Origin of the sequence: Sphingomonas sp., assembly GCF_032114135.1 — a bacterium.
GTDB lineage: Bacteria > Pseudomonadota > Alphaproteobacteria > Sphingomonadales > Sphingomonadaceae > Sphingomonas.
In genome coordinates this window covers 467,964-493,077 of the sequence record NZ_DAMCTA010000001.1, presented here as the reverse complement: position 1 = coordinate 493,077, position 25,114 = coordinate 467,964, and the positions used below count along the sequence as shown (strand labels likewise).

The following is a 25,114-nucleotide window of genomic DNA, read 5'->3' as shown; positions in this document are numbered from 1 at the left end:
CCTTGGCCGACGCCCTGATCGGCAACAGCCAAGCCCGCGACGCGCTCGCCGCCGCCATGGCGAGCGGCGCGTTGCACCATGCCTGGCTGATTGCCGGGCCGGAGGGCGTGGGGAAGGGCGGCTTCGCCCGCATCGCCGCCGCGCGGATGCTGGCCGAAGCCGCCGAGCCCGACCGGCTGCTGCCGGGCTGGGACGTGCCGGAGTCGACTCGCACCGCCAGCCTGATTGCCGCCGGCAGCCATCCGGACCTCAAGATCCTCGCGCGGCTGCCCAAGGATGCCGACAAGCCCGACGAGGCGCTCGCCCGCTCGATCACCATCGCGCAGGTGCGCAGCCTCCAGCCGCTGTTCGCGACCAAGCCCTCGCTGAGCCCGCGCCGGGTGGTGATCATCGACGCGATCGACGATCTCGAGCGCGGCGGCGCCAATGCGCTGCTCAAGAATCTCGAGGAGCCGCCGGCGGGGACGATCTTCCTCCTGGTGAGCCACGCGCCCGGGCGCCTGCTGCCGACGATCCGCTCGCGCTGCCGGCTGCTTCGCTTCGAGCCGCTGAGCGACGCCGAGACGACAACGGTGCTCCGCCGCCAGATTCCGGAGGCGAGCGAGCTCGAGATCGCCGCGCTCGTCGAGGCAGCGGAAGGCTCGCCGGGCCGGGCGATGCGCTTCGCCGGGCTCGACCTGTCGGCACTGGAAGCGGACATGGCGCAGCTCGCCGATCATGGCGATCCCGACAATGCGCTGCGCACCCGGCTTGGCCGCCAGCTCGGCGCCAAGGCTGCGCAGCCGCGCTACGAGGCGTTCCTGGAGCGCACGCCCAGCTTCATCGCCGCGCGTGCCAAGCGGCTGGAGGGCGAGGCACTGCGCACCGCGCTGGATGCCTATGGTGCCGCCCGCGAGCTTGCCGGCGCAGCACTTGGCCTGTCGCTCGACGCCACCGCCACCGTGTTCGAAATGAGCGGCATCCTCGCCCGCCTCGCGCGCCGCTGAGGGTACAGGTTGCCCGTTGCTGCGCCGCATCCTAAAGCGGCGGGCATGGCTGACCCCTTCTATATCACCACCGCGATCCACTATCCCAACGGCAAGCCGCATATCGGCCATGCCTATGAGATGATCGCCGCCGACGCGATCGCACGCTTCCAGCGCCAGCAGGGTCGCGACGTGTTCTTCCAGACCGGCACCGACGAGCATGGCCTCAAGATGGTGCAGACGGCCCGCACCCGCGACATGACCGCGCGCGAGCTCGCCGACGAAATGTCGAGCCATTTCCGCGTAATGGCGGAGAAACTCGACATTTCGTGTGACCGCTTCATCCGCACGTCCGAGGCCGATCACTACCGCGCCAGTCAGGCGATCTGGGAGAAGATGGCCGCGAAGGGCGACCTGTATCTCGATCGCTACGAGGGATGGTATTCGGTCCGCGACGAGGCCTTCTACGAAGAGAAGGAACTGGTCGAGGGGGAAGGGGGCCAGAAGCTCTCGCCCCAGGGCACGCCGGTGGAGTGGACCAAGGAGGAGACCTGGTTCTTCCGCCTGTCGAAGTATCAGCAGCCGCTGCTCGACTTCTATGCCGCAAACCCCGACTTCATCCGCCCAGAATCGCGCCGCAACGAAGTGCTGCGCTTCGTCGAGGGCGGGCTGGTAGACCTTTCGGTCAGCCGCACCAGCTTCGACTGGGGCGTGCCGGTGCCGGGCTCGCCGGGGCATGTGATGTACGTCTGGGTCGACGCGCTGACCAACTATCTGACCGGCGCCGGCTTCCCCGACGATGCCGAGCGGCTGGCGCGCTACTGGCCGGCCGATCTGCACCTGATCGGCAAGGACATCGTCCGCTTCCACACCGTCTATTGGCCCGCCTTCCTGATGTCCGCCGACATCGCGCTGCCCAAGCAGGTATTCGGCCACGGCTTCCTGCTCAACCGCGGCGAGAAGATGTCGAAGTCGGTCGGCAATGTCGTCGATCCGATGGAGCTGGCGGAAACCTACGGCGTCGATGCGCTGCGCTATTTCCTGCTGCGCGACGTCAGCTTCGGCCAGGACGGCACGTTCAGCGACGAGGCGATCGTCACCCGCGCCAATGCCGATCTCTCGAACAGCTTCGGCAATCTGGCGCAGCGCACGCTGAGCTTCATCGCCAAGAACTGCGAAGGCACGGTGCAGGCTGGCCGCGCTGACGATGCCGATGCGGTGCTGCTGGCCGAGGTCGACACCGCCTGCGCCGCCTTCACTCGCACGTTCCAGGATCTGGCGCTGAGCCAGGGCGTCGAAGCCTGGATGACCGGTGTGTTCGCCTGCAACCAGTATATCGATGCGCAGGCCCCCTGGGCGCTGCGCAAGACCGATCCAGAGCGGATGCACGCGGTGCTGGGCACGCTGCTCAAGGCGATCCGTCGCCTCGGCGTGACGATCGAACCCGTGGTGCCGACCTCGGCGGCCAAGCTGCTCGCCCAGCTCGGCCCCGATGGTGATGCGGACTTCAAGATCGCACCCCCGACCCCCATCTTTCCGCGACTTGAACTCCAGGCTTCCGAGGACGCATGAAGCTCGCCGACAGCCATTGCCACCTGATCTACAAGGGTCTCGGGGAACAGCAGCCCGAGGTGCTGGCGCGCGCGCGTGAGGCGGGCGTGGTGGCGATGCTCAACATCTCAACGCGCGAGAACGAGTGGGACCAGGTGATTGCCGTCGCCGAGCGCGAGGCGGATGTCTGGGCGAGCGTCGGCATCCATCCGCACGAGGCGGACACGCACCCCCATGTCGACACCGCCAAGCTGGTCGAGCGCGCGCAGCACCCGCGCGTGGTCGGCATCGGCGAGAGCGGGCTGGATTATTACTATGACCATAGCGACCGCGATCGCCAGCGGGCGAGCTTCCGCGCGCATCTGGCGGCGTCGCGCGAAACCCAGCTGCCGATCATCGTCCACACCCGTGATGCCGAGGAGGACACCGCCGAGATCCTGCGCGAGGAAATGGGGAAGGGGGCCTTCCCCGGCGTGATCCATTGTTTCACCGCCAGCCGCGCCTTTGGCGAGATCGCATTGGAACTCGGCTTCTACATATCGATTTCGGGTATCGTGACGTTCAAGAATGCCAAGGACCTGCAGGAAACCGCCGCCGCGCTGCCGCTGGACCGGCTGCTGATCGAAACCGATGCGCCGTTCCTCGCGCCGGTGCCGCATCGCGGCAAGACCGGCGAACCTGCCTTCGTAGCGGACACGTGCAAGTTCCTCGCGCAACTCCGCGGCGAAGATCCGGAGATGCTGGCCGAGGCGACCCGCGCCAACTTCCACTCGCTCTTCGCCAAGACGTTGGCGTGACCGGGCAGGGGACCTGCCCTTGGCGCTGAGCATCCGCATCCTTGGCTCGGGCACGTCCTCGGGCGTGCCCCGCATCGGTCCCGACTGGGGTGCCTGCGATCCGAACGAGCCGCGCAACCGGCGGACACGTTCCTCGGTGCTGGTCCGCAGCGCAACCACGACGCTGTTGGTCGACACCAGCCCGGACATGCGCGAACAGCTGATCGCGGCGCAGATATCCGATGTCGACGCGGTCCTCTGGACCCACGACCACGCCGACCATTGCCACGGAATCGACGATCTTCGCCAGGTGATGCATGGACGAAGCGGCACGCCGGTACGCGGGCTGGCGCGGCAGTTCACCTTCGAACAATTGCAGAGCAAGTTCCACTATATTTTTGAAGGGCTAGGAAAATTCTACCCGCCGGTGGTTGCGATCGAGGCAATGCCGGACAGCTTCACGATCGGCGACATCGCGGTCCGCGTCGTCGACCAGCCGCATGGCGGGATCACCTCGGCCGGGCTGCGCTTCGAAAGCGGTGGCAAGGTCATCGGCCATGCCACGGATTTTCACGGAATGACCGACGACATGCGGCAGCTCTACGCCGGCCTGGACATCTGGGTAGTCGACGCGCTGCGCCGCGCGCCGCACCCGACGCATCCGCACCTGAGCGAAGTGCTGGGCTGGATCGAAGAACTGCGCCCGACGCGTTCAGCGCTGGTCCACATGGACCACTCGATGGACTATGCGACACTCGCCGCCGAGCTGCCCGACGGCGTCGAGCCGGGCTATGACGGGCTGGAGCTGGACGCGTGAACGGGGCCGATGGCGTCAACATGGTCTGGATGATCGGCGCGCTGGTGCTGGTGGTCAGCGCGCTGTCGGCGCGGCGGATCGGCTTCGGGCTGCTGCTGCGGACGCTGCTCGGCTGGGCGGCGATCGTGCTGCTGGTGCTGTTCGCCGTCGGCCATCGTTACGAACTTGCGGCGGCCTGGTCGTCGCTGAGTGCCAAGCTCGGCCTCGAGGACCAGCGCGTCGAAGGCGACACCGTGCGCATCCGGATGAGTCCGGATGGCCATTTCTGGGCGCGCGTGACGCTCAACGGCGCCGAGCGCCGTATGCTGATAGACAGCGGTGCGACGATCACAGCGATTTCAGAGCAAACCGCCAAGCAGGCCGACATCCAGACGTCCGAAGGCCTGCCTGCGATCATCGAGACCGCCAATGGCAGCGTGGCTGCGCGCCGGGCGCGGATCGCCGAGGTTTCGCTCGGACCGTTGACGATGCGTGATCTGGGCGTCGTGGTATCCCAGAATTTCGGGGAGCTCGATGTGCTCGGGATGAATTTCCTGTCGCGGCTCCATAGTTGGCGCGTCGAAGGCAATGTGCTGGTGTTGGAGCCAAAAGCGCCCAAACGAGCCGAGTGATGTACCCCGGCGGCACCTTTACAGCGACTATAAACTTTACATAATATAGATTATCGTTCCGCCCTTGCGCTCACCGGTGTAAGCGCAACGTACAAATGGCACAGCTCAGCAAATTAGAAATGGCACAATCGTGCCTTCGCTGAGGCGATCGTGTCCATGGGCGCCCTCGACAATGAGGGTGTGCAGCGATGGCGGTGCTGGCGATGAGCGATACCGAGATCCACCGGTTCGACACCTTGATGCGGCTCGAGCGCGGCGAGCTTCGGCCGGCACGGGCTATGGAGCTGCTTGGACTGGAGCGCAGTCAACTATATCGGCTGCTCCGCCGGCTACGCGCGGACGGCGCTGCTGGCCTGGTATCGCGGAAGCGAGGCCGCCCCAGCAATCGGCGGTTCAGCGATGCCTTCCGCGAGGATGTCGTTGCCATCGTTCGCGAGCGATATGCCGATTTCGGCCCGACGCTCGCGGCCGAGTATCTCGCCGAGCGCCACGGCATCACGCTGTCGCACGAGACGCTGCGCCAGCTGATGATCGGCGCCGGCCTCTGGAGAGCCAAGGCTGCCAAGCGCGCCAGGCTCCACCAGACCCGCAACCGTCGCGAGCGCCGCGGCGAACTCATCCAGGTCGACGGCTCGGACCATGACTGGTTCGAGGGCCGCGGCCCACGCTGCAGCCTCCTGGTCTATATCGACGATGCCACCAGCGAACTGATGCACCTCGAGATGGCGGAGAGCGAGAGTGCCCTCTCCTACCTGCAGGCGACACGCACCTACCTCGAGCGGCACGGCAAGCCGATCGCTTTCTATTCGGACAAGCACAGCGCCTTTCGGAACAATCGCGCGACCGCCGACGGCGACGGCATGTCGCACCTTGGCCGCGCGCTCGACAGGCTCGGCGTCGAGATCATCTGCGCCAACTCGCCCCAAGCAAAGGGGCGAGTCGAGCGGGCCAACAGCACTCTCCAGAACCGCCTCGTCAAAGCGATGCGGCTCGCAGGCGTCTCCTCCATCGAAGAGGCCAACACCTTCCTCCCCTCTTACCTCTTGCGCCACAATGCTCAGTTCGCCTGCCCACCTGCGGATCCTCGTGACGCCCATCGGCCGCTTGCCCCGCACGAGAATGTGGGGGCCGAGATGGTCTGGCGCGTTGAGCGCTCCGTCACCGGCGCTCTGGCGCTCCACTACAACAAGGCGATGTTCATCCTGGAGCCGACGCCGCTGACGCGGACGCTCGCCCGCAAGCGCGTCCACGTTTGCGAATTCCCCGATGGGCGCATCGAGGTGCGGCACGGCGAGGTCGTCCTGCCCTACCGGGTCTACGACAAGATGCAGCGGGTCAACCAGGCCGAGATCGTCGAGAACAAGCGGCTTGGCGCGGCCCTTGCCATGGCGCAGGCCTTGCAGAGCGCCAACCCGCACCACCGGCAGCGGAACAACAATGCGCCAGCTCGCAGCTCACAGTCGGTGGGCGTTTTCGCTACGCCGCGCGTGGCTCTGGATGACGGTCGATTGGGGAACGAGCCCCCAAAGCGACGGGGAAGACCGCCCCTCCCCCGCGTTAAGCGTCAGCTGGACACCGCCGCCGGGGAAAAGCAGACTGTCCGCTGATGATGGAAAAACTGCCGGTCCGCTTCCGCCCAATCCAATTCGTTCAGCGTCGCATTTGCTGAACTCGACACCTGCCGTTTGTTCACCTTCGACGGCGAAACCTGGAATGACGATGCATGGGACGAAGTGGTCGTCCCGAAACGGCTTGCTAAACGACGGTCTCTGGCGGGCAGCCTTGTTCTCACACCCGAAACCCGTCGCGGAATTCCTCTGCCAGATGATCAACGAAGCTCCTGACCTTCAGCGTGACATATCGACTGGTGGGGTAGACGGCATGGATCGCCAGATCTGCGGTCTCGCTGCCCGGCAGTAGCGATACCAATCTGCCGAAGGCGAGATCTTCGTCGAAGACGAAGCTAGGCCCGTAGGTGATGCCGAGGCCGGCGCGTGCGGCGGCGAGCAGCATCTTCATGTTGTTCGCCCGCATTCGAACGGGTCCGTCGATCCGATGTCGCCCCCCATCGGAGGAAGCGATGGTCCAGTCGTCCTTGGACACCGCGTCGCTGAACACCAGCCGGGGCGCACGCCGCACCGCCTCGATGGTTGGTAGAAGCGCGTGCCGCTCGATACAGTCTGGTGACGCGCAGAAGACCATCTTACACGGTGCGAGACGACGCGCGACCAGATCGGAGTCGCGGAGCTGACCGATCCGGATCGCGACATCGATGCCTTCCGCCAGCAGATCGGCATACCGATCGTCTAGCATCACCTCGATCGACAGCTCGGGGTGCAGGGCCATATAGCGTCCGACGGCCCCGCTCAGGTGCATCTCGCCGAAGGTGACCGGCGCAGCGACACGGAGCACGCCGCGGACCGTCTCCCTCGCGTCCGAGGCTTCGCGTCGCGCATCTTCGTACGCTTCCAGTATCCGCTTGCTCCGATCGTAATAGGCGCGCCCGGCCTCGGTCAGCGCCAAGCTGCGGGTGGTTCGCTGCAGGAGGCGCACGCCAAGGTCGGCCTCGAGGGCCGCAATGTGCTTGCCTGCCATCGAGGCGGACAGTCCAAGGCGCCGCGCTGCAGCGATCAGGCTGCCCTCCTCCGCAGCGGCGACGAATACGCCCATGCTGGCAAGCCGATCCATCAGGCAACGATCCTATCTAATTGTTATTAGCTGATGATAGAAATTGATGGATTATAGAAGATTCAGATAGGCCATACATCGTTGAGGGCGGCAAGGCGCCGCAGCAACAAGATGAAGGCACATCCATGAAGGTCGCATCCAACGGCATCCACATCAACGTCGAGGTCCAGGGCGACGGCGAGCCGGCGCTGGTCTTTCTTCATTATTGGGGCGGCTCGGCTCGGACGTGGCGCCACGTCGCGGCAAAGCTCGCCCCCGCCTACCGCATCGTGGCGACAGACCATCGCGGATGGGGAGACTCCGATGCACCGCAAAGCCGATATGCGCTGGCAGATCTCGCCGCGGACGCGCTGGGCGTGATCGACGCCCTTGGCCTCAAGCGCTATGTCCTCATCGGACACTCGATGGGCGGCAAGGTGGCCCAGTGGATCGCGGCGCAGCGCCCGGACGCGCTGATCGGCCTCGTCCTCGTCGCACCCGCGCCGCCGACGCCGATCGTCTTGCCCGATCTCGCCCGAGAGATGATGGCGAGCGCCTATGATTCCCGCAGCAGCGTGGAGGCAACGATCGATCAGGTCCTCGCCGGAAGCCCGCTTTCTCCGGTAGATCGCGCCCAGGTGATTGCCGACAGCCTGCGCGGTGCGCCGCAGGCGAAGAAGGCTTGGCCTGGCGCGACGAGCCTGGAAGACATCACGGCGTTGGTACACCGGATCGACGTGCCGACCCTAGTTATCAGCGGTGCGCTTGATCGCATCGACACACCCGCGACGCTGGAGGCCGAATTGCTGCCGCGTATCCCACATGCGACGCTTCATATCCTGCCGAATGCGGGGCATCTGTCCCCGCTGGAAGCACCCGCGGCTCTCGCGACGCTGATTGCGGGCTTCGTCGATCACTTGCGTTGAGGCCCAGAGATTTGCCTCTGCGCTAACGGTAAGCGCCCGGTGGCGGCCGTCGGTCAAAAAATTGAGCGTCGGTTTCCGTCCAATCCACGTCGGTCAGCGTCGCATTTATGGAAACCGAAACCTGCCGTTTGTTCATCTCCGGCGACGAAGCTTGGAATGGCGAGGCCTGGGACAAATCTGCCGTTCCGGGTCGTCACCTCGAATGGCAGCAATTCTTATTAGCCGACATCGACGCGGCGCTCCGTGGACCTGTTCGTGTTCGATGCCGGCGAGAGGCAGACGCATGTCCCGCAGTTTGGGCAACCAGTCGGGTGATAACCGGGCATCCGGCATGGTCGTGATTTGACGGCATGGCGGCAAGCAACTCAGCATCCGATTGGAAAAATTACTGTCACTGCAACCAACGACTTGCGCTTGTGCGGGGCGCCCTCAGTTATATGCCGCCGATACCGTCAGCACGCCCGTATAGGTTCCGGGCTCGGTGGTGCTGGCGAGGGCAACGCTGCCGCCCACACGGACTTCCAGCGTCCCGGACGTGTCGGACGTGCCGCTGAGCACCTGGGTTGCCAGTGGACCGGTAAGAGTGCTCGTCGTGGTGACGAGCAGCGCATGGCTCCCGCTGCTGAGGACGATCGAAGGGGGGATCTGGATCGACAGCGCACGGCCGCCCGCGCCCGTGACGGTAAACCTCGCCGCTTGCGGCGTGTCGCCGGCACTCAGTGCCTGTACACCGTCGGTAACGCTCCGCGCGCCGGCCGTGGAGATCGCGACGGACCCGCTGCTCGGTGGCTTCACGATGCTGCCGAAGCGAAGGTCCGCATCCTTGGTGATGGTGAGCGGCTGCACGATCGTCAGCGATCCCATTGCCGTCTCGGCGACCTGCGCCATCGCGAAATGCGGTAGGAGTAGCGCGAGCGCCGCGCATGCTTTGCGTAGGACCATCTATTGTTCTCGTTATGATGGCAGCCGATGTTCGGTCTGCCTGCGACCACGAGAAACGCGATAGACGCGCGCCGGTTACAAATGCCTGCGTGAAAATGGTTTATGCGGAGACCTGTCCCAAAGGACCGCCTCCGCAGCCTCAGACGAAATCGGCGTTCACGGTGTAGCGGGTCACGGTGGCACCCCGCTGCCCGGCTGCCACGGTGATATCCATCCCGAATTGGATGACGACGACGTTGCCGAGCCCCATCGGGTTGAGCTGGAAGTTCATCGTGCTCGCATCCGCCGGCGCCCCGCCGCTGAAGGTGGTGCCCGCCACCGACCCGATATGGAACATGGTCAGCGACGCGATCGTGCCGCTCGCCTGGGGCGCCATGGTGATGCGGATGTTGCGGACGAGGCAGAGGCTGGCCAGGTTGAGCAGGCCGCAGGTCAGCCGCATCGTCGGCGGCGTTACCGGCGCGGCGCTCAGGCGGACCGCGTCGCCGGAGATCCGCGTCACCGAACCGTCCATCCCGATGCGAAACACCGTCGGCATCGTCCCCGCCACGATCTCGCCGAGCGCAGGCGTGGTCGCGGCCGGCAGGGTCACGGTCACCTCGGCAGCGGCAGGGGTTGCTGCGAGGCCGAGCAACGATGGGGCAAGCCCGCACGACATCCTCGAACGTCGCATCATTCGTCTTCAACCCGATGGGCCAGAAGAGGTTTCATCCGCAGGAAGCCGCCGTGCGCGGGGATCTCCACCAGTTCCGGGGCCTGCAACGCCAGATGCAATTGCGAGGCTTGGGCGGGGAGGATCCGCAACCGGTAGCGGCCGGCTGGGATGCCGCCGAACATCGCCGTCCCCAGATTGTCGGTCCGCGCCGGAAAGGACGTGCCGTCCTGTTCGGCCACCAGTTCCAGCATCACCGCGCTGAGCGGCTGGGCGCCGTCTGCCGTGGCCATTTCCAGCCTCGCTTCCACTTCGCCGGCGGCACGCAACGGGATCTCCAGCGGCGTCGTCCGGCCGCGGCGCGGCACGAGCCGGATCGCGCCTGGCATCTCGGCAAGGTACAGCTCGCTGCTCTGCGATGCGTCGATCCGAAGCTGGACGGGCAGCGTATCGCCAAGGTCTTCCGCCAGCACCCGGCCCTGCGCATCGGTGCTCACGGTACCCGCCGGGGTGTAGACCTGGACCCCGGCCACCGGTTTCTCGCCCGGCTCCCAACGGCCGTCCCCATTGGCATCGAGGAAGGTGCGGATCGCTGCGCGGCCGCTGATCGCCACGCTCGACGGCGCGAGGCCATAGCTTTGCCGCGCGGTCGGCGCAAAGGCGAAGGTGACCTGCAACGCGGCCCGCCAGCTGCGCGTCCGAACATCGTACCCGCCCGCCGTCGTCAGATCGAAGCGCCGGAAGCGATGGCGATAGGAGGCGTCCAGCCGAAGCCGGGACGGCGTTCCGCCTTGCCGTGACAGGATGACCTGCAGGTCGCCCTGCGGCGTCGCGACCTGCGTCGACACATAGGCGCTCTCGATGCCGGGCCGACCGGTGATCCGATACGCCAGGCCGGTGCGGAACTGGAGCGCCGGGGCAAGCGGTGTCGATGTCTCGACCGAGGCCAGGTGCTGGGCACCCGCAATGCTGCCGCCCCAGCCCTGCCGGCTGAGCATCACGTTGACATAGGTGGCGCCGATCATGCCGGCCGCGCGCGCATTGGCTTCGATTCGGCGTGCCCCGTCCTGCTGCTCGATCCGCCGGATATCGAACGCTATCGGCATGCGTCGCCCCCCCGGCAGGGGGGCGGCCAGATCGATCTGCGCCTCGGTCGCCCGCCGCAGCGGCACGCCGCCGGACATGGGATCACGGGTTTCGTCGACGAAACCGCCGGCATATTCGGCGTGCAGTGCCCGCACGCTGATCCCCCGGATCCGCGATCCCACCAACAGGCTGGCGGCACGCCCGCCCCGGCTGTCCAGGCCGATCACGCCGTCCAGCGCCGCGCCCGCCAGCATCGCCTTGATCCCGGCGGACCCGGCAAGGCGCTCCTGCCCGTACCAGGGGCGGAACCGCGTAAGGCCGGCATGCGCCGTGATCCTGCGGCTCAGGCCGCGATCGACCAGGGCGACGACGCGCAGGGCATCGCCCGTGCGGGGCCAGGGGCCGTCCTCCATCCGCAGCAGCGGCCGCTCGGGCTGGACCACGCTGAAGCGCACCGCCGTCTGCCCCGGCTGGAGCAGCCCCGACCCCAGCTGGAACGACCGGACCTCCTCGCGCACCTGCCCCTGCGGGCCGTAGAACAGGATGCGGACCTGGTGATCGCCGATCCCGAGCGACAGATTGTCGAAGCGATAACGGCCGCCGCTCGCCGCGGCGCGGGCCGCGCGGAGGGTGCCATCGACATAGACTTCGATCTGCTCGCCGTCCGCCACATCGCCTTCGAGGACGAGCGGGTGCGAGAAGTCGAAGGGCTGCAGCGGCGCCGAGGAGTAGAAGATGCCGCGGCCCGCAACGCTGCGCGCGCCGAGCTGCACATCGGGCGTCGCCACATCACCGACCGCGACCCGGCTGCCGCCGAGAATGCCGAGCGCGCGATTCTCCGCGCTGGTGCGCTCCAGGGTGAGCTGGACGTTGGTCGCCCCGGCGGAGTCGAGGCCGACAAAGCCGCGAAAGCCGGCAAAGGCGAGATCTCCCGCCGCGCGCACGCCCAGCCAGCGGGATTGCAGCACATCCCCGCTGCCGAAGCGCTGTCCGGCATTCACTTCCACCGCCGGCACGCTGAACGCCCGATAGGGATCGCTGGCCAGCACCGAACTTTCGGCAGGCGCCAACTGCGAAAGGGCTGCGCGCCGCTCCGCGACCTGGCGGTTGCGGACCAGCGGGAGCGTGCCCGTCGGGGTCACCTGCAACAGCTGCGCTTCGGCGGCCACCCGCAGGCGCACCGGCAGCAGCTTCTCCATCGTCTCCGCGGCGAGATAGATGTCGCCCTTGCGCACGCACGCCCCAAGGCCGAGCGCGACTTTGGCCGTGCCCACCTGCGCGGTGCCCGCATCGAGATCGACGGTGATCCGCGTCCGCGGGTCTATCGAACCGCTCGCATGCCGGCCATCAGCGGCGACGACGATCCCCAGATCGAGGATGCGCGCAAACTGGCCGAGCGGCAGCAGCGTGCCGCCCGGCCCCGCATAGGCGTCCATCGTCTCGGCGAGGAGATCGGTCTCGGTGCGGACCTCGAGCCAGAGGAGCATGTCCTCCGACGGGCAGGCGGTCATGCCTGCCGGGCCGCTCGCCTGCGCGCTAGCCATTGCAGGCGCACTGATCGTGGCGAGGAGCAGCCCGCATCCGGCCGCTCGGGCGGGTTTCACGGGATGATGAGGTTCGCCGAAGCGACCTCAATCGAGGCAGGCGCTTCGCGGTTGCTGAACACCAGCCGCGCGGCCTGCCCGGGCGTCACCGCGGGCGCAGCCAGCTGGATCGTGCGGTGATCGGTCTCGGGATAGAGCGCGATGCCCCGCATGCTGCCGAGCACGCGCTGGTCCCGCCCGCGGCCGGAAACCAGCTCGACATCGCCATACACCGAGCCCGGTCCGTCGCGAACCAGCTCGAAGCTGAGCATCGCGCCCGCGGACGTGCGGCCGCTGCGATGGACCTGAAGCTTGTCGATATGGGCGGAGGCAGCCTTGGCGTTGGTGCGCACTACGATCGGGATGCTGACGCTGAACAGCGTCGAGATCTGCACCGCGACGCCGTTCGCCACGCCATTGTCGAGGCGCGCGATCGCTGGTGCTGCGTCGACCGCAGGCAGGGCCGTGATCGCCAGATGGCTGCGCAACTCGCCCGACGCTTCGGGCGGACGCACCCGGATCCGCACCGCCTGGCTCTGCTGGGGACCGAGCTGGACCCGCCGCGGTGTGAATTCCAGCACGTCGCGCGCCGAATGCTCGGGTGCGGGCGCATCGGCAGCCACCGGTCGGATGACGCCGTCGCTGGACATGGTCATGTCGATCAGGTCGATCCGGAACGCGGCGGGTACGCTGCCGCGATTGAACAGGTAGATCGTGGCCGTTCGCGACGTGCCGTCGAACACGACGCGGTGGTGCGACAGGCCCAGATTGCCGGCCTGCGCCGCCGCCGGTGCCGCCGCGATAAACATGGACGCGACTATGGCGAAGCCGGTCCGCCGGAGCACCCCGGGAATGGCGGACATCTTAGTTGTACGCCGTCGAAACGGTGAAAGCGCCCGTGTAGAGCCCCGCCGGCGTGGTGGTGGCAAGTGCGACCGTGCCGCCGACGCGCACGTCCAGCGTGCCCGCGCCGCCCGCGGTGCCGCTGAGCGTCTGCGCGCTGAGGGCGCCGGTGAGGTTGTTGCTGGTGTTCACGACCAGCGACTGCGATCCGTTAGCCAGGGTGAACGACGCCGGGATCGTCACCGAAAGGGCATGGCCGCCCTCACCCGAGATGGTGAAGCGCGCGGCCTGCGGGGTGTCGCCCGACGCCAGCGCCTGAATATCGCCCGTGACCGTGCGGGCGCCCGTCACAGCGACTGCAACTGCGCCGGCGGCCGAGACGGGGCGAACGACGCTGCCGAACTGCAAGTCTGCGTTCTTGGTGATTGTCAGCGGCTGAATGACCGTTAGCGAGCCCGTGCCCGAAGCAGAAGTCTGCGCCATTACTGAAGCCGGCAGCAACATTGCCGAAACACAGAACATCACGCGTGCAAACATTTTCACTATCTCCACAAAGCCACTGGGAGGATTGGTGAATTTCATCTTCCCCAATGCACTTATAGAGGTTTGCGGAGATGGTGACTTGGTACGTATTTCTACTAATATCCGTTGCGAATCAGAAACAATTTGTCTTTCGATGCAACCTTGAGGTGGTTTAGGTCCACACTTGGTTTGCCTTCGTGGAACGGCTATTCTTTCCATCGTGACAAGCCGCTCAAGTAGTGAGCCGCCGCCTTAGGCCGGCCATAGCGCCGATCCGAGCTCGTCCGCCTGCGTCTGTTTTTGGGAAGCCAGCCGAGGCCCGCTAGTGTCTGGAATTGGGCGCCTTCCGACGGTCGCTCTCGAGCGTTCCATCGGCGGCTTCTGTCAGGACAAGACATTCGCGGTTGCTGATCTGAGCGACCGGCTCTGGTCGGCAAGTGCCTCGAGGCATTCCTGCTCATCAGGCGCCAAAGCGTTCTTCGGACGGCCACTCTGGCCATCGGAGAATGATCATGGAGATGCCTGAAATCGAACCCACCGCGACAAAGCGCCCAGTCTGGAATGCCGGACGGACCGTCGGCGCGAAACGCGCGCTGAAACCGAAGCAAATATGGGAGATCCGATTTTACCTCAATCAGCGCCGCCGCTTGCGAGATCGGGCGCTGTTCGACCTGGCGATCGATAGCAAACTGCGGGGCTGCGACCTGGTACAGATGAAGATCCGCGACGTTGTCAGCGGCGGGCAGATCCGAACGCGTGCGATCGTGATGCAACAGAAAACCGGTCGGCCGGTTCAGTTCGAATTGCTTCCAGACGCTCGGACCAGCCTGCTGGCGTGGCTTGAACGGCGGGGCGGCGCAGTGGACGATTATGTCTTTCCCAGCAGGATTGATCATAATGGGCATCTCAGCACCCGCCAGTATGCACGGCTTGTCGATGAATGGGTGACCGGCGTCGGTCTGATGCGAAGCGAGTATGGCACGCACTCGCTTCGCCGAACGAAGGCTTCGATCATATACAGGGCGACCGGCAACCTTCGTGCCGTCCAGATCCTTCTCGGACATAGCAAGATCGAGAATACGGTGCGCTATCTCGGGATTGACGTGGAAGACGCGCTTGCTCTCGCTGAGAACACCGAAATCTGACCAATCGGCCCCTCGCCACCGGCGAGGGGCCTCTTCACCGTGCTTTGGGACATTTTCGCCGTTTTCCAGCGATCTGTCGAACGGCAGGTCTTGTCAGAAGTCGACATCCGGGGTCTGTCCGATCCGCACCGTAGAACGACGGAGATTGGGCCGGGAGACGACTGGAAGGTTTTGGGTGACGAGGCTGAGAATGCCGACATTCGTTACAATGGATCGATTTGACTGAAATTTTTGATAGATCGTCTTGGGTGAGCCTGTGATGTGGCGTTAGGCGGCGGTGAAGTAGCTCTTCCCGCTGATCCCGGCGCGGTCGAAGAAGGCCTGGTTACGACCCCGAGCGTCGCCCAGCAGAGCGTCCACCCGACAAGCGATTGAACCGTGGAACCGGTCGCGCGGCTGATAAACCCGGCCGCGCCCGTCTGCGGTCCGCTGCCACGTGTAACTCCACAGCGACAAGACCTGCAACGACGTGCTGCTTTGGAACGTCGGAGGCCCTGTGGCGATCCGCCGGATGTTGCCGGAGATGAGCATCCGCGGGGTGAGCGCGAGCTAGAGGCGCGTACCGCAGGCCTCACCTGCTCGATCGCTATCTTGCAGCGCTGTACGAAGGAGGCACCGCGAATGGCATCATAATGGGCCTGCCGTTGCTCGGCCAAGGAAGCTGCTCGGCCCCGCCTCTGCGGCTATCACGCTCGCTGCCGCATCTAGAGCCGGGTAAGCTGCGACCGAACCATGTTCGCCGCGCCATGAAGGTCCGAATCAGGCGCGGTTCCGAAGACACCGAAGCCCAGGCCGTCATCTGCCCAGGTCCATCCGGCGACGCTTCCCTCCCGCCGGGGCTTCATTCGGTCCGTTCCCTCTACTTCCATCGGGCGGAGATACACTGCCAGCCGGCGACCCGCTCGATCCTGATACAGATAGAGCGCCGCCGCGCCATGTTCGGTCGCGGCCAGCCGTCCGCCAATCAGCGTGAGGCCTGCAGCCTGAAGGTCAGGCGCGCGGATCGGGCGGGCGAGACGTTGCGAGAACCAGCTGTCGAGCGCGCCTTTTTGCGCTGCAGCAAGCTCCACCGGCCGGGCGGTGTCGCTGGCATAGACGGCATAGTTCGAGACCGCCTCGCGCGCGAGCGCGGCGGTTCCCGCCCGCGGCAGCACATCCTGGCCGCGGAGCGCCCAGCCGCCCGCTCCGCCCGCCAACAACAGGCCTGCGGCACAAGCGGCGGCGGCGATCGGCCGCAATGCCGTCCTTGGCGCTCGCCCTCGCGCCCGCATGCGGAGGTCCAGTCCAGCCGGGAGAGGCTCGTCAGCGATCCCGCTCAGCGCTTGCCGGAGCCCCATCGCCTGTGAACGATAGGCCTGGATACGCGACGCCTCTTCCGGGTGCGCCGCAAGCCAGGCGCGCACTGCGGCATCCCGCTCGGGCGTCAGCCGGCCGTCCACATGCGCCTGAAGATCCGCTTCGGTGATCGGCTCGTCGCTCATCGTACCACTCTCAGTGCAGCGTTGACGGGCGCACCCTGATCCATCTGTCGGCGCAGCCGCTCGCGGGCTCGGGAAAGGCGCGACATCACGGTCCCCAGCGGCACATCGAGCACCGCTGCCGCTTCGGCATAGCTCAAATCCTCCACGCTCACGAGCAGCAGCACCGCACGCTGGTCCTCAGGGAGCGATGCAAGCTGGGTGAGCACATCCTGCTGCTCGATCGCCCGCTCCTGCGCAGCCGGCTGCGCCAGCCATTGTTCGGGGACGGAATCGATCGTTGCGTCGATGCCGCGCCTCGATCGGCGGCGCAGCCGATCGAGCGCAAGATTGTGCAGGATGGTAAACAGCCACGCGCGCAGGCTCGCGGCCCGCCGACGGCTGGACCAACGGGCGAGCGCCCGCTCCAGCACATCCTGCACCAGATCGTCCGCATCCTCGCGGTGCCGCAGTATCGCCCGCGCATAGCGCCGCAGCGCCGGGATCAGCGGCTGGACTTCGGCGATCATCTGCTCGCTGACCGACATGGAAACCATCATACGGGGGAGACGCTCGGCCCGCGCCATTATTCCATCGTCTAATTTTTTCGTGCGTCCTCAGGGAATATTCCAGGGGCAGCATCGTCCAACCCCACGACATCAGCCTGGATCGGAATCGTCATGCCCATGCTCAACCGGCGCGCGTTCGGCGCCTTCGCGCTGATCGGCGCCATCCTGCTGGCGCTGGTCGCCAGCTTCGCCTGGGCCGCCGGCTGGCTTGGCGGCCGCCGCATCAGTGGCGGCGACGTCACGGCCGCGCTCGAGGCGAATAGCGGAGGCCCGAAGCCCGGCTATCGCCGCGCCCATGCCAAGGGGCTCTGCTTCACCGGGGACTTCACGGCGAACGGCGCCGGCCGCGCGCTCACCACCGCGACGGCGCTGCGGGCCGGCACCCTTCCGGTGCTTGGCCGCTTCTCGCTGGCGGGCGGCAATCCGCTGGCGGGCGATGGGCGCAACGTGTTCCACTCGATGGCGCTGCTGCTGAAGACCCCCGACGGACAGGAGTGGCGGATGGCACTGGACCATACCCCGATTTTCCCCGTTTCCGACGTCGCCGCCTTCATCGCCCTCCAGCGCGCGACCACGCCCGATCCAAAGACCGGCAAGCCGGATCCCGCGGCGATGAAGCCGTTCCTGGCGGCGCACCCGGAGGTGAAGGCATTCCAGGCCTATATGGCCAAGGCAGTGCTGCCGAACAGCTTCGCCAACGCGACCTATTACAGCATCAATGCCTTCCGCTTCACCGATGCAGGCGGCACCACGCGTTTCGTGCGCTGGCAGTTCGTGCCGGAGGCGCCGCTCGCCGGGCTGGACAAGCAGCATCTCGACCAACTGCCCCGCGACGCGCTGTTCCGCGAAATGATCGCACGCACCGGCAAGGGCCCCTCGCGCTGGCACCTCCTGCTGGTCGAGGCCAATCCCGGCGACGTGACCGACAAGGCGACGGTCGCATGGCAGGGCCCGCACCGCACGATCGATGCCGGCACGCTGACGATCCGCGCGACCCAGCCCGAGGAGACGGGCAGCTGCCGCGACCTCAATTTCGATCCCACCATCCTGCCGGAGGGCATAAGCTTGTCCGACGATCCGCTGCTCGCCGCACGCTCCAAGGGCTATTCCTCCTCCTTCACCCGCCGCGCCGGCGAAGGGCCGCACCCGAGCGCGATCGGCGGAAACCTGACCAAGGGAGCGCAGCAATGACCCGCTCTTCCCCCGATTTCCACCCCGTACTGCGGGTGCTGCACTGGCTGATGGCGGCACTGGTACTGACGATGCTGTTCATCGGCGTCTTCATGGTCTCGACCAGCGGACCGGCCTATGTGATGCTGCTGGATCTGCACCGGCCGATCGGCATCGCGATCCTAATCCTGGTGCTGCTGCGCCTGCCCCTCCGCCTCGCGACGGGGGCGCCGGCATTGCCCGAAGATCTTGCGCCGCTGCAGAAGCGCATCGCCTGGGGATCGCATGTGCTGCTCTATGCCGCGTTGTTCGCCTTGCCGCTGATCGGCTGGGGCATGTTGTCGGCCGGCGGCTATCCCGTGCGGCTGGGCGGCGGAATCGTGCTGCCGCCGATCCTGCCGCACGACCTGACGCTCTATGCGCTGTTACGTGCGGCCCACACCGCGATCGCGCTCGCCTTCTTCGCGCTGATGCTGCTGCACCTGGCCGCGGCCCTGATGCATGGGCTGGTTCGACGCGACGGCGTGTTGCGGAGCATGACGACGGGGCACGCCCCGTCGCCGGCCGCGCCGCCCGCAGACGATGACAAAAGCGAGCAAACCGCTACGCTCCCGGCATGACCCTCGAACAGCTTCGCATCTTCGTTGCCGTTGCCGAACGCGAGCACATGACGCGCGCGGCCGAGGCGGTCGGCGTCACCCAGTCCGCCGCCTCCGCCGCCATCGCCACGCTGGAGGCACGCCACGACGTCAAGCTGTTCCACCGCGTTGGTCGCGGCATCGAGCTGACCGATGCAGGCCACTTCTTTCTCGGCGAGGCCCGCGCCGTTCTCGTCCGTGCGGCCGAGGCGGAGGTGGCGCTCGGCGAAGTCGCGGGGCTGAAGCGGGGCCATCTGCGGCTGGTCGCCAGCCAGACCATCGCGGCCTACTGGCTGCCCGAGCGGCTGGCGGCGTTCCACCGCCGCTATCCCGATATCGAACTGTCGGTGGCGATCGCCAACACCGAAGGCGCCGCCGGCAGCGTCCGCGACGGCGATGCCGAACTCGGTTTCGTCGAGGGCATGGTCGACGATCCGGCGCTTGCCCACTGGAAGATCGGCGAAGACCGCATGCTGCTGGTGAGCAGCACGCCTGCCGAGGCGATCACCAATGCCTGGCTGGCGGAAGCGCCCTGGGTGATGCGCGAACCCGGCTCCGGCACGCGCTCCACCTTCGAAGCGGCGATCCGCGATCGCGGCCTGGTCCCGCGCGAGCTCAACGTCGTGTTGACCTTGCCCTCCAACGAATCCGTCCTGGCCGCGGTGCGCGCGGGCGTCGGCGCGGCGCTGCTGTCGCAGCTGGTCGTCACCCCGCTCCTGGAAGCCCGCGCATTGTTCGCCCTACCCCTGGCGCTTCCCCCGCGTCCTTTCCATGGTCTGCGGCAGAAGGAGCGCTATCGCAGCAAGGCGGCCGACGCGCTGCTCGACGTCATCAAGGACTTCGACGCCCAGGCAGACTGGGTGATCTGATCCGCTACGGCGATGGGTTCGATCTGATGCGTGGCGGCAGAATGATCGAGAAATTCCCGGATACGGCGAGTATGCGTTCAATCGAGCCAACACCCTCTCCGATCTTGCGGTAATTGATAATCTCAGGTGATCAAAATCATATGAACTGATCGTTGGATTGATCGGTCGGGCGATCGCATCTGTGTCTCACCAAGGAGACACAATGTGAGTACGCAGAGCCTGTCCCGCCACCCATCGCTGCCCGGCAGCCCCTTGCTGCCCGGCCTCGCACTGTGCCTTGCCGTTACCGGCGGCGCCTTCCTCCTGCAGCGGATCGAAGAGGCGGTGTTCGGGCGGGCCTGGCTGGAAGCACTGGTCCTCGCCATCCTGATCGGCACCGCCGTGCGTACCGCCTGGACGCCGGACCGGCGCTGGTTCCCCGGCATCACGTTCAGCGCCAAGTTCCTGCTCGAGCTCGCGGTCGTGCTCCTCGGCGCCTCGGTAAGCGCCGCGACGATCCTTGCCGCCGGGCCGGGTCTGTTGTTCGGCATCGCCGGCGTGGTCTGCGTGGCGATCGCCAGCAGCTACCTGATCGGCCGGATGCTAGGGCTACCGACGCGCATGGCGCTGCTGGTCGCCTGCGGCAATTCGATCTGCGGCAACTCGGCGATCGCGGCGGTGGCGCCGGTGATCGGCGCGGACGGCGACGACGTCGCCGCGTCGATCGGCTTTACCGCCGTGCTTGGGGTCATCGTCGTCCTGACGCTGCCGCTCATCGCCTTCGGCCTCCACCTGAGCGGCCACCAGTTCGGCGCGCTTGCCGGCCTTACTGTCTATGCCGTGCCGCAGGTGATCGCCGCAGCCGCACCGGGCGGCGCCGCCGCCATCCAGATGGGCACGCTGGTCAAGCTGGTGCGCGTGCTGATGCTCGGCCCGGTCTGCCTGATCCTGTCGCTGATCGCACCGAAGCTGCGCGAAGAAGCCGACGAACTTCCCCCGCATGTCACGACCGGCCAGCGCCCAATCCGAGACCGGCTGCCGCTGCATCACCTGGTGCCATGGTTCATCCTCGGCTTCCTCGGCATGGTGGGCCTGCGCTCCTTCGGCCTGATCCCGCATGCCGCGCTCGCCCCGGCGAACGAAGCCGCCACGCTGCTCACCGTCGTCTCGATGGCCGCGCTGGGCCTGGGGGTCGACGTCCGCACAGTGGCCCATTCCGGCGGCCGCGTGACCGCCGCGGTGGTCCTCTCGCTCCTGGTACTCGGGGCGATCAGCCTCGGCCTCATCCACTTGCTGGGGCTGGCCTGAATCCGCCCCCCCCAGCCCTTCCTTTTTCGCAACGGAGACCATCATGAAGCCGTCCCTCCCCCACTCCGCCCTTATCGCCGCGCTGGCACTAGCCGGATGTTCCGGTTCCTCCGCGCCCGCCGGTAACGCCGCGTCACCCGCCGCCGCAGCCGACGATTCCGTCAGCTGCAAGACTGGCATCACCCTCCAGCTGCTCGGCTCCGGCGGCCCCATCACCGACGATGCCCGTGCCTCCTCAGGCGCAGTGGTATGGATCGACGGGAAGGCCCGCCTGCTGATCGACGCCGGCGGAGGCACCTATCTACGCTATGGCGAAGCGGGCGCCCGGCTCGAAGACCTCGACTTTATCGGCATCTCGCATTTCCACACTGATCACGTGGCGGACCTGCCGGCGATCCTGAAGGGCGCCTATTTCCTGAGCGGTCGCCACGACGTGGCGCTGGTAGGACCGAGCGGAAACGCCAACTTCCCGAGCATGACCGCCTTTTTCGATCGCGAGTTCGGCCGCGGCCATGGCGCCTTCGAATACCTCAGCGGGCTGGCGAACGGTACGGAGGGCTTGCAGCTGTCGGTGCGGCCGTCGGACGTCAACGTCGCCAGCCCTACCGCTACCAAGGTCTGGCAGGGTGACGGCGTCACCATCTCCGCCTTCGGAATCCCGCACGGGGATGTGCCCGCGCTCGCCTATCGCATCGAGACGCCCAAGGGCGTGATGGTGCTCTCGGCCGACCAGAATGGCAGCCGCAAGGAATTCGTCGACTTCGCCAAGGGCGCCGACCTGCTGATGATGCCTGCCGCGATCGACGACGATGCCGATGCGCAGTCTCGCTTCCTGCATGCGACGCCGACTGTGGTCGGCAAGATCGCGGCCGAGATCAACCCGAAGCTGCTTGTCCTCGATCACTTCATGGGCCGCTCCCTGAAGGACAAGGACAAGAACGTCGCGACCATCCAGCGTTACTATCACGGCCCTGTCTATGCCGGCCGCGATCTCTCCTGCTTCCCGCTTTCCCACTGAAGACAAAGGAGTATCTGCCATGAAGCATGAACTGATCCTGGGCATCGCCGCGACGTCGCTATTCGCCGCCCAGGCCTATGCCGCACCGCAGCCCCCTGCCCCGGCAACGGCCTCGCAGCCGGCCAAGGGCGGCGGCAAGTGCGCCAGCGGCAAATGCGGCACCGAGAAGATCTACAGCCAGACCAAGCTCCAGCATGACCCGAACGGCGTGCTCGTCCGTGCCCGCGACGGCACGTGCGGCCTCACCGGCAAGGGCTACAAGGTCGCCGAAAACAGCCGTGGCCGGCTGGCGGAGGGCGTATGCGGCCGCTGACCGCCGCGTCGCGCGGACTCGGGCTTCGGCCCGAGTTCGTCGACACCCTCGTCGAAACTCCGGCCATCCAAGGCCTGGATTTCTTCGAGATCGCCCCCGAGAACTGGATGCAGCTCGGCGGCCGCAAGCGCGACCAGCTCGATCGCATTGCCGAGCGCTACCCGCTGATCGCGCACGGCCTGAGCCTGTCGATCGCCGATACCGAGCCGCTCAACACCGCGTTCGTGCGCGATGTCGCCCGGTTCCTCGACGATTATGGCGTCGCCATCTACAGCGATCATCTGAGCGCCGCGCGCGACGGCACCGGGTATCTCTACGATCTGCTCCCGGTGCCGCGCCGCGCAGAGAACCTGCCCTATCTGGCAGACCGCATCGCCCGGGTGCAGGACATTACCGGGCGCCAGCTCGTCCTGGAGAACATCTCCGCCTATCACCGCTACCCCGGCGAGATGGCCGAAGGCGCGTTCTTCGCCGAGTTGGTCGCCCGCTCCGGGTGCGGCATCCTGCTCGACATCAACAACGCCTATGTGAATGCGTGCAACCACGGCACCGATGCCGGCGCCTTCCTCCGCGCGCTGCCTCCCGATGCGATCGTCTATTATCACATCGCCGGGCACCTTGAGTTGGCTGACGGCATGCTGCTCGACACCCATGGCACCCCGGTCGCCGAAGCGGTGGTCGAGCTCGCACGCGAGACCTGGGCGCTGCACGGCCCCCGCCCGCTGTTGCTCGAACGCGACAACTTTGTGCCCGAACTGGGCGCGCTGCTTCAAGATCTCGGCCGGATCGCGACTGCCATCGACGAGGACCGCCATGTCCTTGCCTGATCCCGTCGCGCCGCGAGCCATGGTCGCCGAGTTCAACAGCTTCTGCAGGGCCGCCCGCGCGAACGGGTCTGGCCTCTACGGCCAGCTGCTGCGCGAAAACGTCGCCGATGCACTGCGGGCGAGCTTTCCGTTGTTCACCGACCGTATTGGCAGCGCAGCACTGGAAGCGGAGATAGACGCCTTTCTCCTGCGACATCAGGGGACGCGCCCACAATTCCACCACATCGCTACCGAGTTCCTGCTCTTCTTCCAGCGCCACGGCCCGGCGACGCGGGAACGGACTGCGCTGCTCGAATATGAATGGGCGCTGCTCGCCGCCGAGATTGACCCCGCAGCGGTGCCGCTTCCGTTCACGACCATGGACGACATCGCCCTCAACCCGACGACGCGCCTCGTCTTGTTGCGGTTCGATCCTGCGCGACCGACTGCCGCCGGTGGCGGGGTCGATCGGCCGCATGCCATTTTTCGCACCGCCGATCATCAGGTGCTCACCCTCGCGCTGACGCTGCCCGACTGCCTGGTGATCGAACATGTCCGCGAAGTCGAGGCCGTGCCCTCGGTGTCGCTCTTCGACGCGCTGGACCCGTATCTCTCGCTATTCGAACTCCAGACCAGCCTGGCGCGTGGTTTCGCCTGCGGCCTGTTCTGTCCACCCCACAAGACCATCGGAGACCCCGCATGAAATTGTTCGCCTTTGTCGACACCGCGCTGGAGAAGGCCCGCGCGGTGGACTTCGTCGCGCCGCTCGCCATCCGGCTCTATCTGCTCCCGATCTTCTACGAGGGCGCGCATGCGAAGCTGACCGGCTTCGAAGGGCTGGTACAATGGTTCGGCGCACCCGTGGCGCAGGGCGGGCTGAACATGCCCGCGCCGCTGCTGATGGCCACCCTCGCCACTGCGACCGAAACCGCCGGCTGCATCTGCCTGGCACTGGGGCTGTTCACCCGCCTGATCTCGGTTCCGCTGATGGTGACGATGACGGTCGCGGGCCTTTCCGTGCACTGGTCTCACGGCTGGGCCGCAATCGCCGGGAAGACCGCCGAATCCACGCTGCGGCTCCAGGCGTTCATGGAATGGCTGGCGCAGAACTTCCCCGGCCGCTTCAACTACATCACGCAATATGGCGACCCAGTGGTACTGAACAACGGCATCGAGTTCACGGTCACCTATGTGATCCTGCTCGCCGTCCTCTTCTTCTACGGCGGCGGCCGCTATGTGAGCCTGGACTATTGGCTCGGACGGTTGCGGGCGCACCCGCAAGCGAAACTGGTCGCGGCGCGCGCCTGACACGTAGCGGCACTGAGCGCCAGCGTTTGCAGCCTCGCCGAGACCCGCAGACGCTGGTGCCTCGTCGCCGGTGTCACGCCGCCCTGGGTTCCCGCGGAACGATGCCACTCCTGCAGGAAGCGGAACATCGTTTTGATCAAGCCGCCTGCTGCTGCACGCCGATGCCCGTTGCAAGAAAGATCAGGAAGGAGACCGCCCAGGCGGCGGCGAACGCCGATGATGGCGAAGCCGAGGCTGTTGAAACTCTCGTTGAGCGCCAGCGTCGCGTGCGCCACCGGCCCTTCGACGCCCAGGCGACGAACCGCTAAGGCGGTGATCTCCACGCCGCCGATGAACAATGGGACCGCAATCGACATCAGCGTGATCATGAGCTTGTAGTAGAGCTTGCGCAGCGGCTCGACGAACGCCAAGCGTTCAACTGCTGCCAACAGCAAAATAGAGACTCCTTGTGGGACGAAGCCGCCGTTCGTGAGCAATACCTACAGGGACGGCTTTCGGCTGAACCTGACGTTCGTCACCGCAGGCGTCATGATCAAGGGGCGACCGAGGCTGCGGCCGTGAGCTGCCGGCAGTTTTCGAGAGCGTCAGATCCA

26 protein-coding genes are annotated in these 25,114 nt (G+C 66.4%); 17 read left to right on the top strand and 9 right to left on the bottom strand.

Annotated elements, in window-relative coordinates:
- Positions 1-2 precede the first annotated feature (2 nt).
- The 6 genes from RT655_RS02405 to RT655_RS02380 all read left to right on the top strand — a co-directional run bounded on the left by RT655_RS02405 (position 3) and on the right by RT655_RS02380 (position 6,327).
- Positions 3-986: a DNA polymerase III subunit delta' gene (locus RT655_RS02405; protein WP_313534792.1), complete on the top strand. Its 984-nt coding sequence runs from the start codon at positions 3-5 to the stop codon at positions 984-986.
- A gap of 45 nt (positions 987-1,031) precedes the next feature.
- The gene (gene metG, locus RT655_RS02400) at positions 1,032-2,537 is read left to right on the top strand and encodes a methionine--tRNA ligase (protein ID WP_313534791.1); all 1,506 of its coding nucleotides are present in this window, start codon (positions 1,032-1,034) and stop codon (positions 2,535-2,537) included.
- Positions 2,534-3,313, top strand: coding sequence for a TatD family hydrolase (locus tag RT655_RS02395; protein ID WP_313534790.1), 780 nt, complete (start codon positions 2,534-2,536; stop codon positions 3,311-3,313). Before metG ends, RT655_RS02395 begins: the two co-directional genes overlap by 4 nt.
- Positions 3,314-3,338: 25 nt before the next feature.
- Positions 3,339-4,109, top strand: a complete 771-nt coding sequence (locus RT655_RS02390) for an MBL fold metallo-hydrolase (RefSeq protein WP_313536883.1) — start codon at positions 3,339-3,341, stop codon at positions 4,107-4,109.
- Positions 4,110-4,129: 20 nt separating this feature from the next.
- Positions 4,130-4,720, top strand: a complete 591-nt coding sequence (locus RT655_RS02385; RefSeq protein ID WP_313534789.1) for a TIGR02281 family clan AA aspartic protease — start codon at positions 4,130-4,132, stop codon at positions 4,718-4,720.
- Between the two features lie 188 nt (positions 4,721-4,908).
- Positions 4,909-6,327, top strand: a complete 1,419-nt coding sequence (locus RT655_RS02380) for an ISNCY family transposase (protein WP_313534788.1) — start codon at positions 4,909-4,911, stop codon at positions 6,325-6,327.
- A 181-nt stretch (positions 6,328-6,508) separates the two neighbouring features.
- Here RT655_RS02380 and RT655_RS02375 read toward each other — a convergent pair whose 3' ends face one another.
- Entirely contained in the window at positions 6,509-7,408 is a 900-nt protein-coding gene (locus tag RT655_RS02375; RefSeq protein ID WP_313534787.1) for a LysR family transcriptional regulator, read from the bottom strand.
- Between the two features lie 125 nt (positions 7,409-7,533).
- Between RT655_RS02375 and RT655_RS02370 the strand changes: the two genes are divergently transcribed.
- Entirely contained in the window at positions 7,534-8,313 is a 780-nt protein-coding gene (locus tag RT655_RS02370; RefSeq protein WP_313534786.1) for an alpha/beta fold hydrolase, read from the top strand.
- Positions 8,314-8,742: 429 nt separating this feature from the next.
- Here the strand turns inward: RT655_RS02370 and RT655_RS02365 are convergent, their stop codons facing one another.
- From RT655_RS02365 to RT655_RS02345, 5 genes are all read right to left on the bottom strand, one after another.
- On the bottom strand, positions 8,743-9,255 hold the full coding sequence (locus RT655_RS02365; protein WP_313534785.1) for a DUF4402 domain-containing protein: 513 nt from the start codon (positions 9,253-9,255) through the stop codon (positions 8,743-8,745).
- 139 nt (positions 9,256-9,394) lie between these two features.
- Positions 9,395-9,853, bottom strand: a complete 459-nt coding sequence (locus RT655_RS02360) for a hypothetical protein (RefSeq protein ID WP_313534784.1) — start codon at positions 9,851-9,853, stop codon at positions 9,395-9,397.
- A gap of 74 nt (positions 9,854-9,927) precedes the next feature.
- On the bottom strand, positions 9,928-12,537 hold the full coding sequence (locus tag RT655_RS02355) for a hypothetical protein (RefSeq protein ID WP_313534783.1): 2,610 nt from the start codon (positions 12,535-12,537) through the stop codon (positions 9,928-9,930).
- 56 nt (positions 12,538-12,593) lie between these two features.
- Complete coding sequence (locus RT655_RS02350) at positions 12,594-13,385, bottom strand: hypothetical protein (RefSeq protein ID WP_313534782.1); 792 nt, start codon at positions 13,383-13,385, stop codon at positions 12,594-12,596.
- 55 nt (positions 13,386-13,440) lie between these two features.
- The gene (locus RT655_RS02345; RefSeq protein ID WP_313534781.1) at positions 13,441-14,001 is read right to left on the bottom strand and encodes a DUF4402 domain-containing protein; all 561 of its coding nucleotides are present in this window, start codon (positions 13,999-14,001) and stop codon (positions 13,441-13,443) included.
- Positions 14,002-14,453: 452 nt separating this feature from the next.
- Between RT655_RS02345 and RT655_RS02340 the strand changes: the two genes are divergently transcribed.
- Positions 14,454-15,086: a tyrosine-type recombinase/integrase gene (locus tag RT655_RS02340; protein ID WP_313536882.1), complete on the top strand. Its 633-nt coding sequence runs from the start codon at positions 14,454-14,456 to the stop codon at positions 15,084-15,086.
- A 704-nt stretch (positions 15,087-15,790) separates the two neighbouring features.
- Here the strand turns inward: RT655_RS02340 and RT655_RS02335 are convergent.
- Together RT655_RS02335 and RT655_RS02330 are read right to left on the bottom strand one after the other, a co-directional pair.
- The gene (locus RT655_RS02335) at positions 15,791-16,567 is read right to left on the bottom strand and encodes an anti-sigma factor (protein WP_313534780.1); all 777 of its coding nucleotides are present in this window, start codon (positions 16,565-16,567) and stop codon (positions 15,791-15,793) included.
- Positions 16,564-17,130 (bottom strand): sigma-70 family RNA polymerase sigma factor, encoded by a 567-nt coding sequence (locus tag RT655_RS02330; protein ID WP_313534779.1) that lies wholly within the window; start codon positions 17,128-17,130, stop codon positions 16,564-16,566. The genes RT655_RS02335 and RT655_RS02330 overlap by 4 nt, the downstream gene beginning before the upstream one ends.
- 93 nt (positions 17,131-17,223) lie before the next feature.
- On the opposite strand from RT655_RS02330, the gene RT655_RS02325 reads away from it, so the two are divergent.
- From RT655_RS02325 to RT655_RS02285, 9 genes are all read left to right on the top strand, one after another.
- Entirely contained in the window at positions 17,224-18,303 is a 1,080-nt protein-coding gene (locus RT655_RS02325) for a catalase family peroxidase (protein WP_313534778.1), read from the top strand.
- Positions 18,300-18,902: a cytochrome b/b6 domain-containing protein gene (locus RT655_RS02320; RefSeq protein WP_313534777.1), complete on the top strand. Its 603-nt coding sequence runs from the start codon at positions 18,300-18,302 to the stop codon at positions 18,900-18,902. The genes RT655_RS02325 and RT655_RS02320 overlap by 4 nt, the downstream gene beginning before the upstream one ends.
- Positions 18,899-19,789, top strand: coding sequence for a LysR substrate-binding domain-containing protein (locus RT655_RS02315; protein WP_313534776.1), 891 nt, complete (start codon positions 18,899-18,901; stop codon positions 19,787-19,789). The genes RT655_RS02320 and RT655_RS02315 overlap by 4 nt, the downstream gene beginning before the upstream one ends.
- Positions 19,790-19,993: 204 nt before the next feature.
- A complete protein-coding gene (locus RT655_RS02310) occupies positions 19,994-21,076 on the top strand; it encodes a YeiH family protein (protein WP_313534775.1) in 1,083 nt (360 codons plus the stop codon).
- Between the two features lie 43 nt (positions 21,077-21,119).
- Positions 21,120-22,094 (top strand): MBL fold metallo-hydrolase, encoded by a 975-nt coding sequence (locus RT655_RS02305; RefSeq protein ID WP_313534774.1) that lies wholly within the window; start codon positions 21,120-21,122, stop codon positions 22,092-22,094.
- A 19-nt stretch (positions 22,095-22,113) separates the two neighbouring features.
- Positions 22,114-22,407: a hypothetical protein gene (locus RT655_RS02300; protein WP_313534773.1), complete on the top strand. Its 294-nt coding sequence runs from the start codon at positions 22,114-22,116 to the stop codon at positions 22,405-22,407.
- Complete coding sequence (locus RT655_RS02295; RefSeq protein ID WP_313534772.1) at positions 22,395-23,234, top strand: DUF692 domain-containing protein; 840 nt, start codon at positions 22,395-22,397, stop codon at positions 23,232-23,234. The genes RT655_RS02300 and RT655_RS02295 overlap by 13 nt, the downstream gene beginning before the upstream one ends.
- Positions 23,221-23,916 carry a putative DNA-binding domain-containing protein gene (locus RT655_RS02290; protein WP_313534771.1) on the top strand — a complete coding sequence of 232 codons (696 nt, stop codon included), beginning with the start codon at positions 23,221-23,223 and terminating at the stop codon, positions 23,914-23,916. Before RT655_RS02295 ends, RT655_RS02290 begins: the two co-directional genes overlap by 14 nt.
- Entirely contained in the window at positions 23,913-24,521 is a 609-nt protein-coding gene (locus RT655_RS02285; RefSeq protein WP_313534770.1) for a DoxX family protein, read from the top strand. Before RT655_RS02290 ends, RT655_RS02285 begins: the two co-directional genes overlap by 4 nt.
- Here RT655_RS02285 and RT655_RS02280 read toward each other — a convergent pair.
- A complete protein-coding gene (locus RT655_RS02280; RefSeq protein ID WP_313534769.1) occupies positions 24,461-24,997 on the bottom strand; it encodes a hypothetical protein in 537 nt (178 codons plus the stop codon). The genes RT655_RS02285 and RT655_RS02280 overlap by 61 nt on opposite strands.
- Positions 24,998-25,114 lie beyond the last annotated feature (117 nt).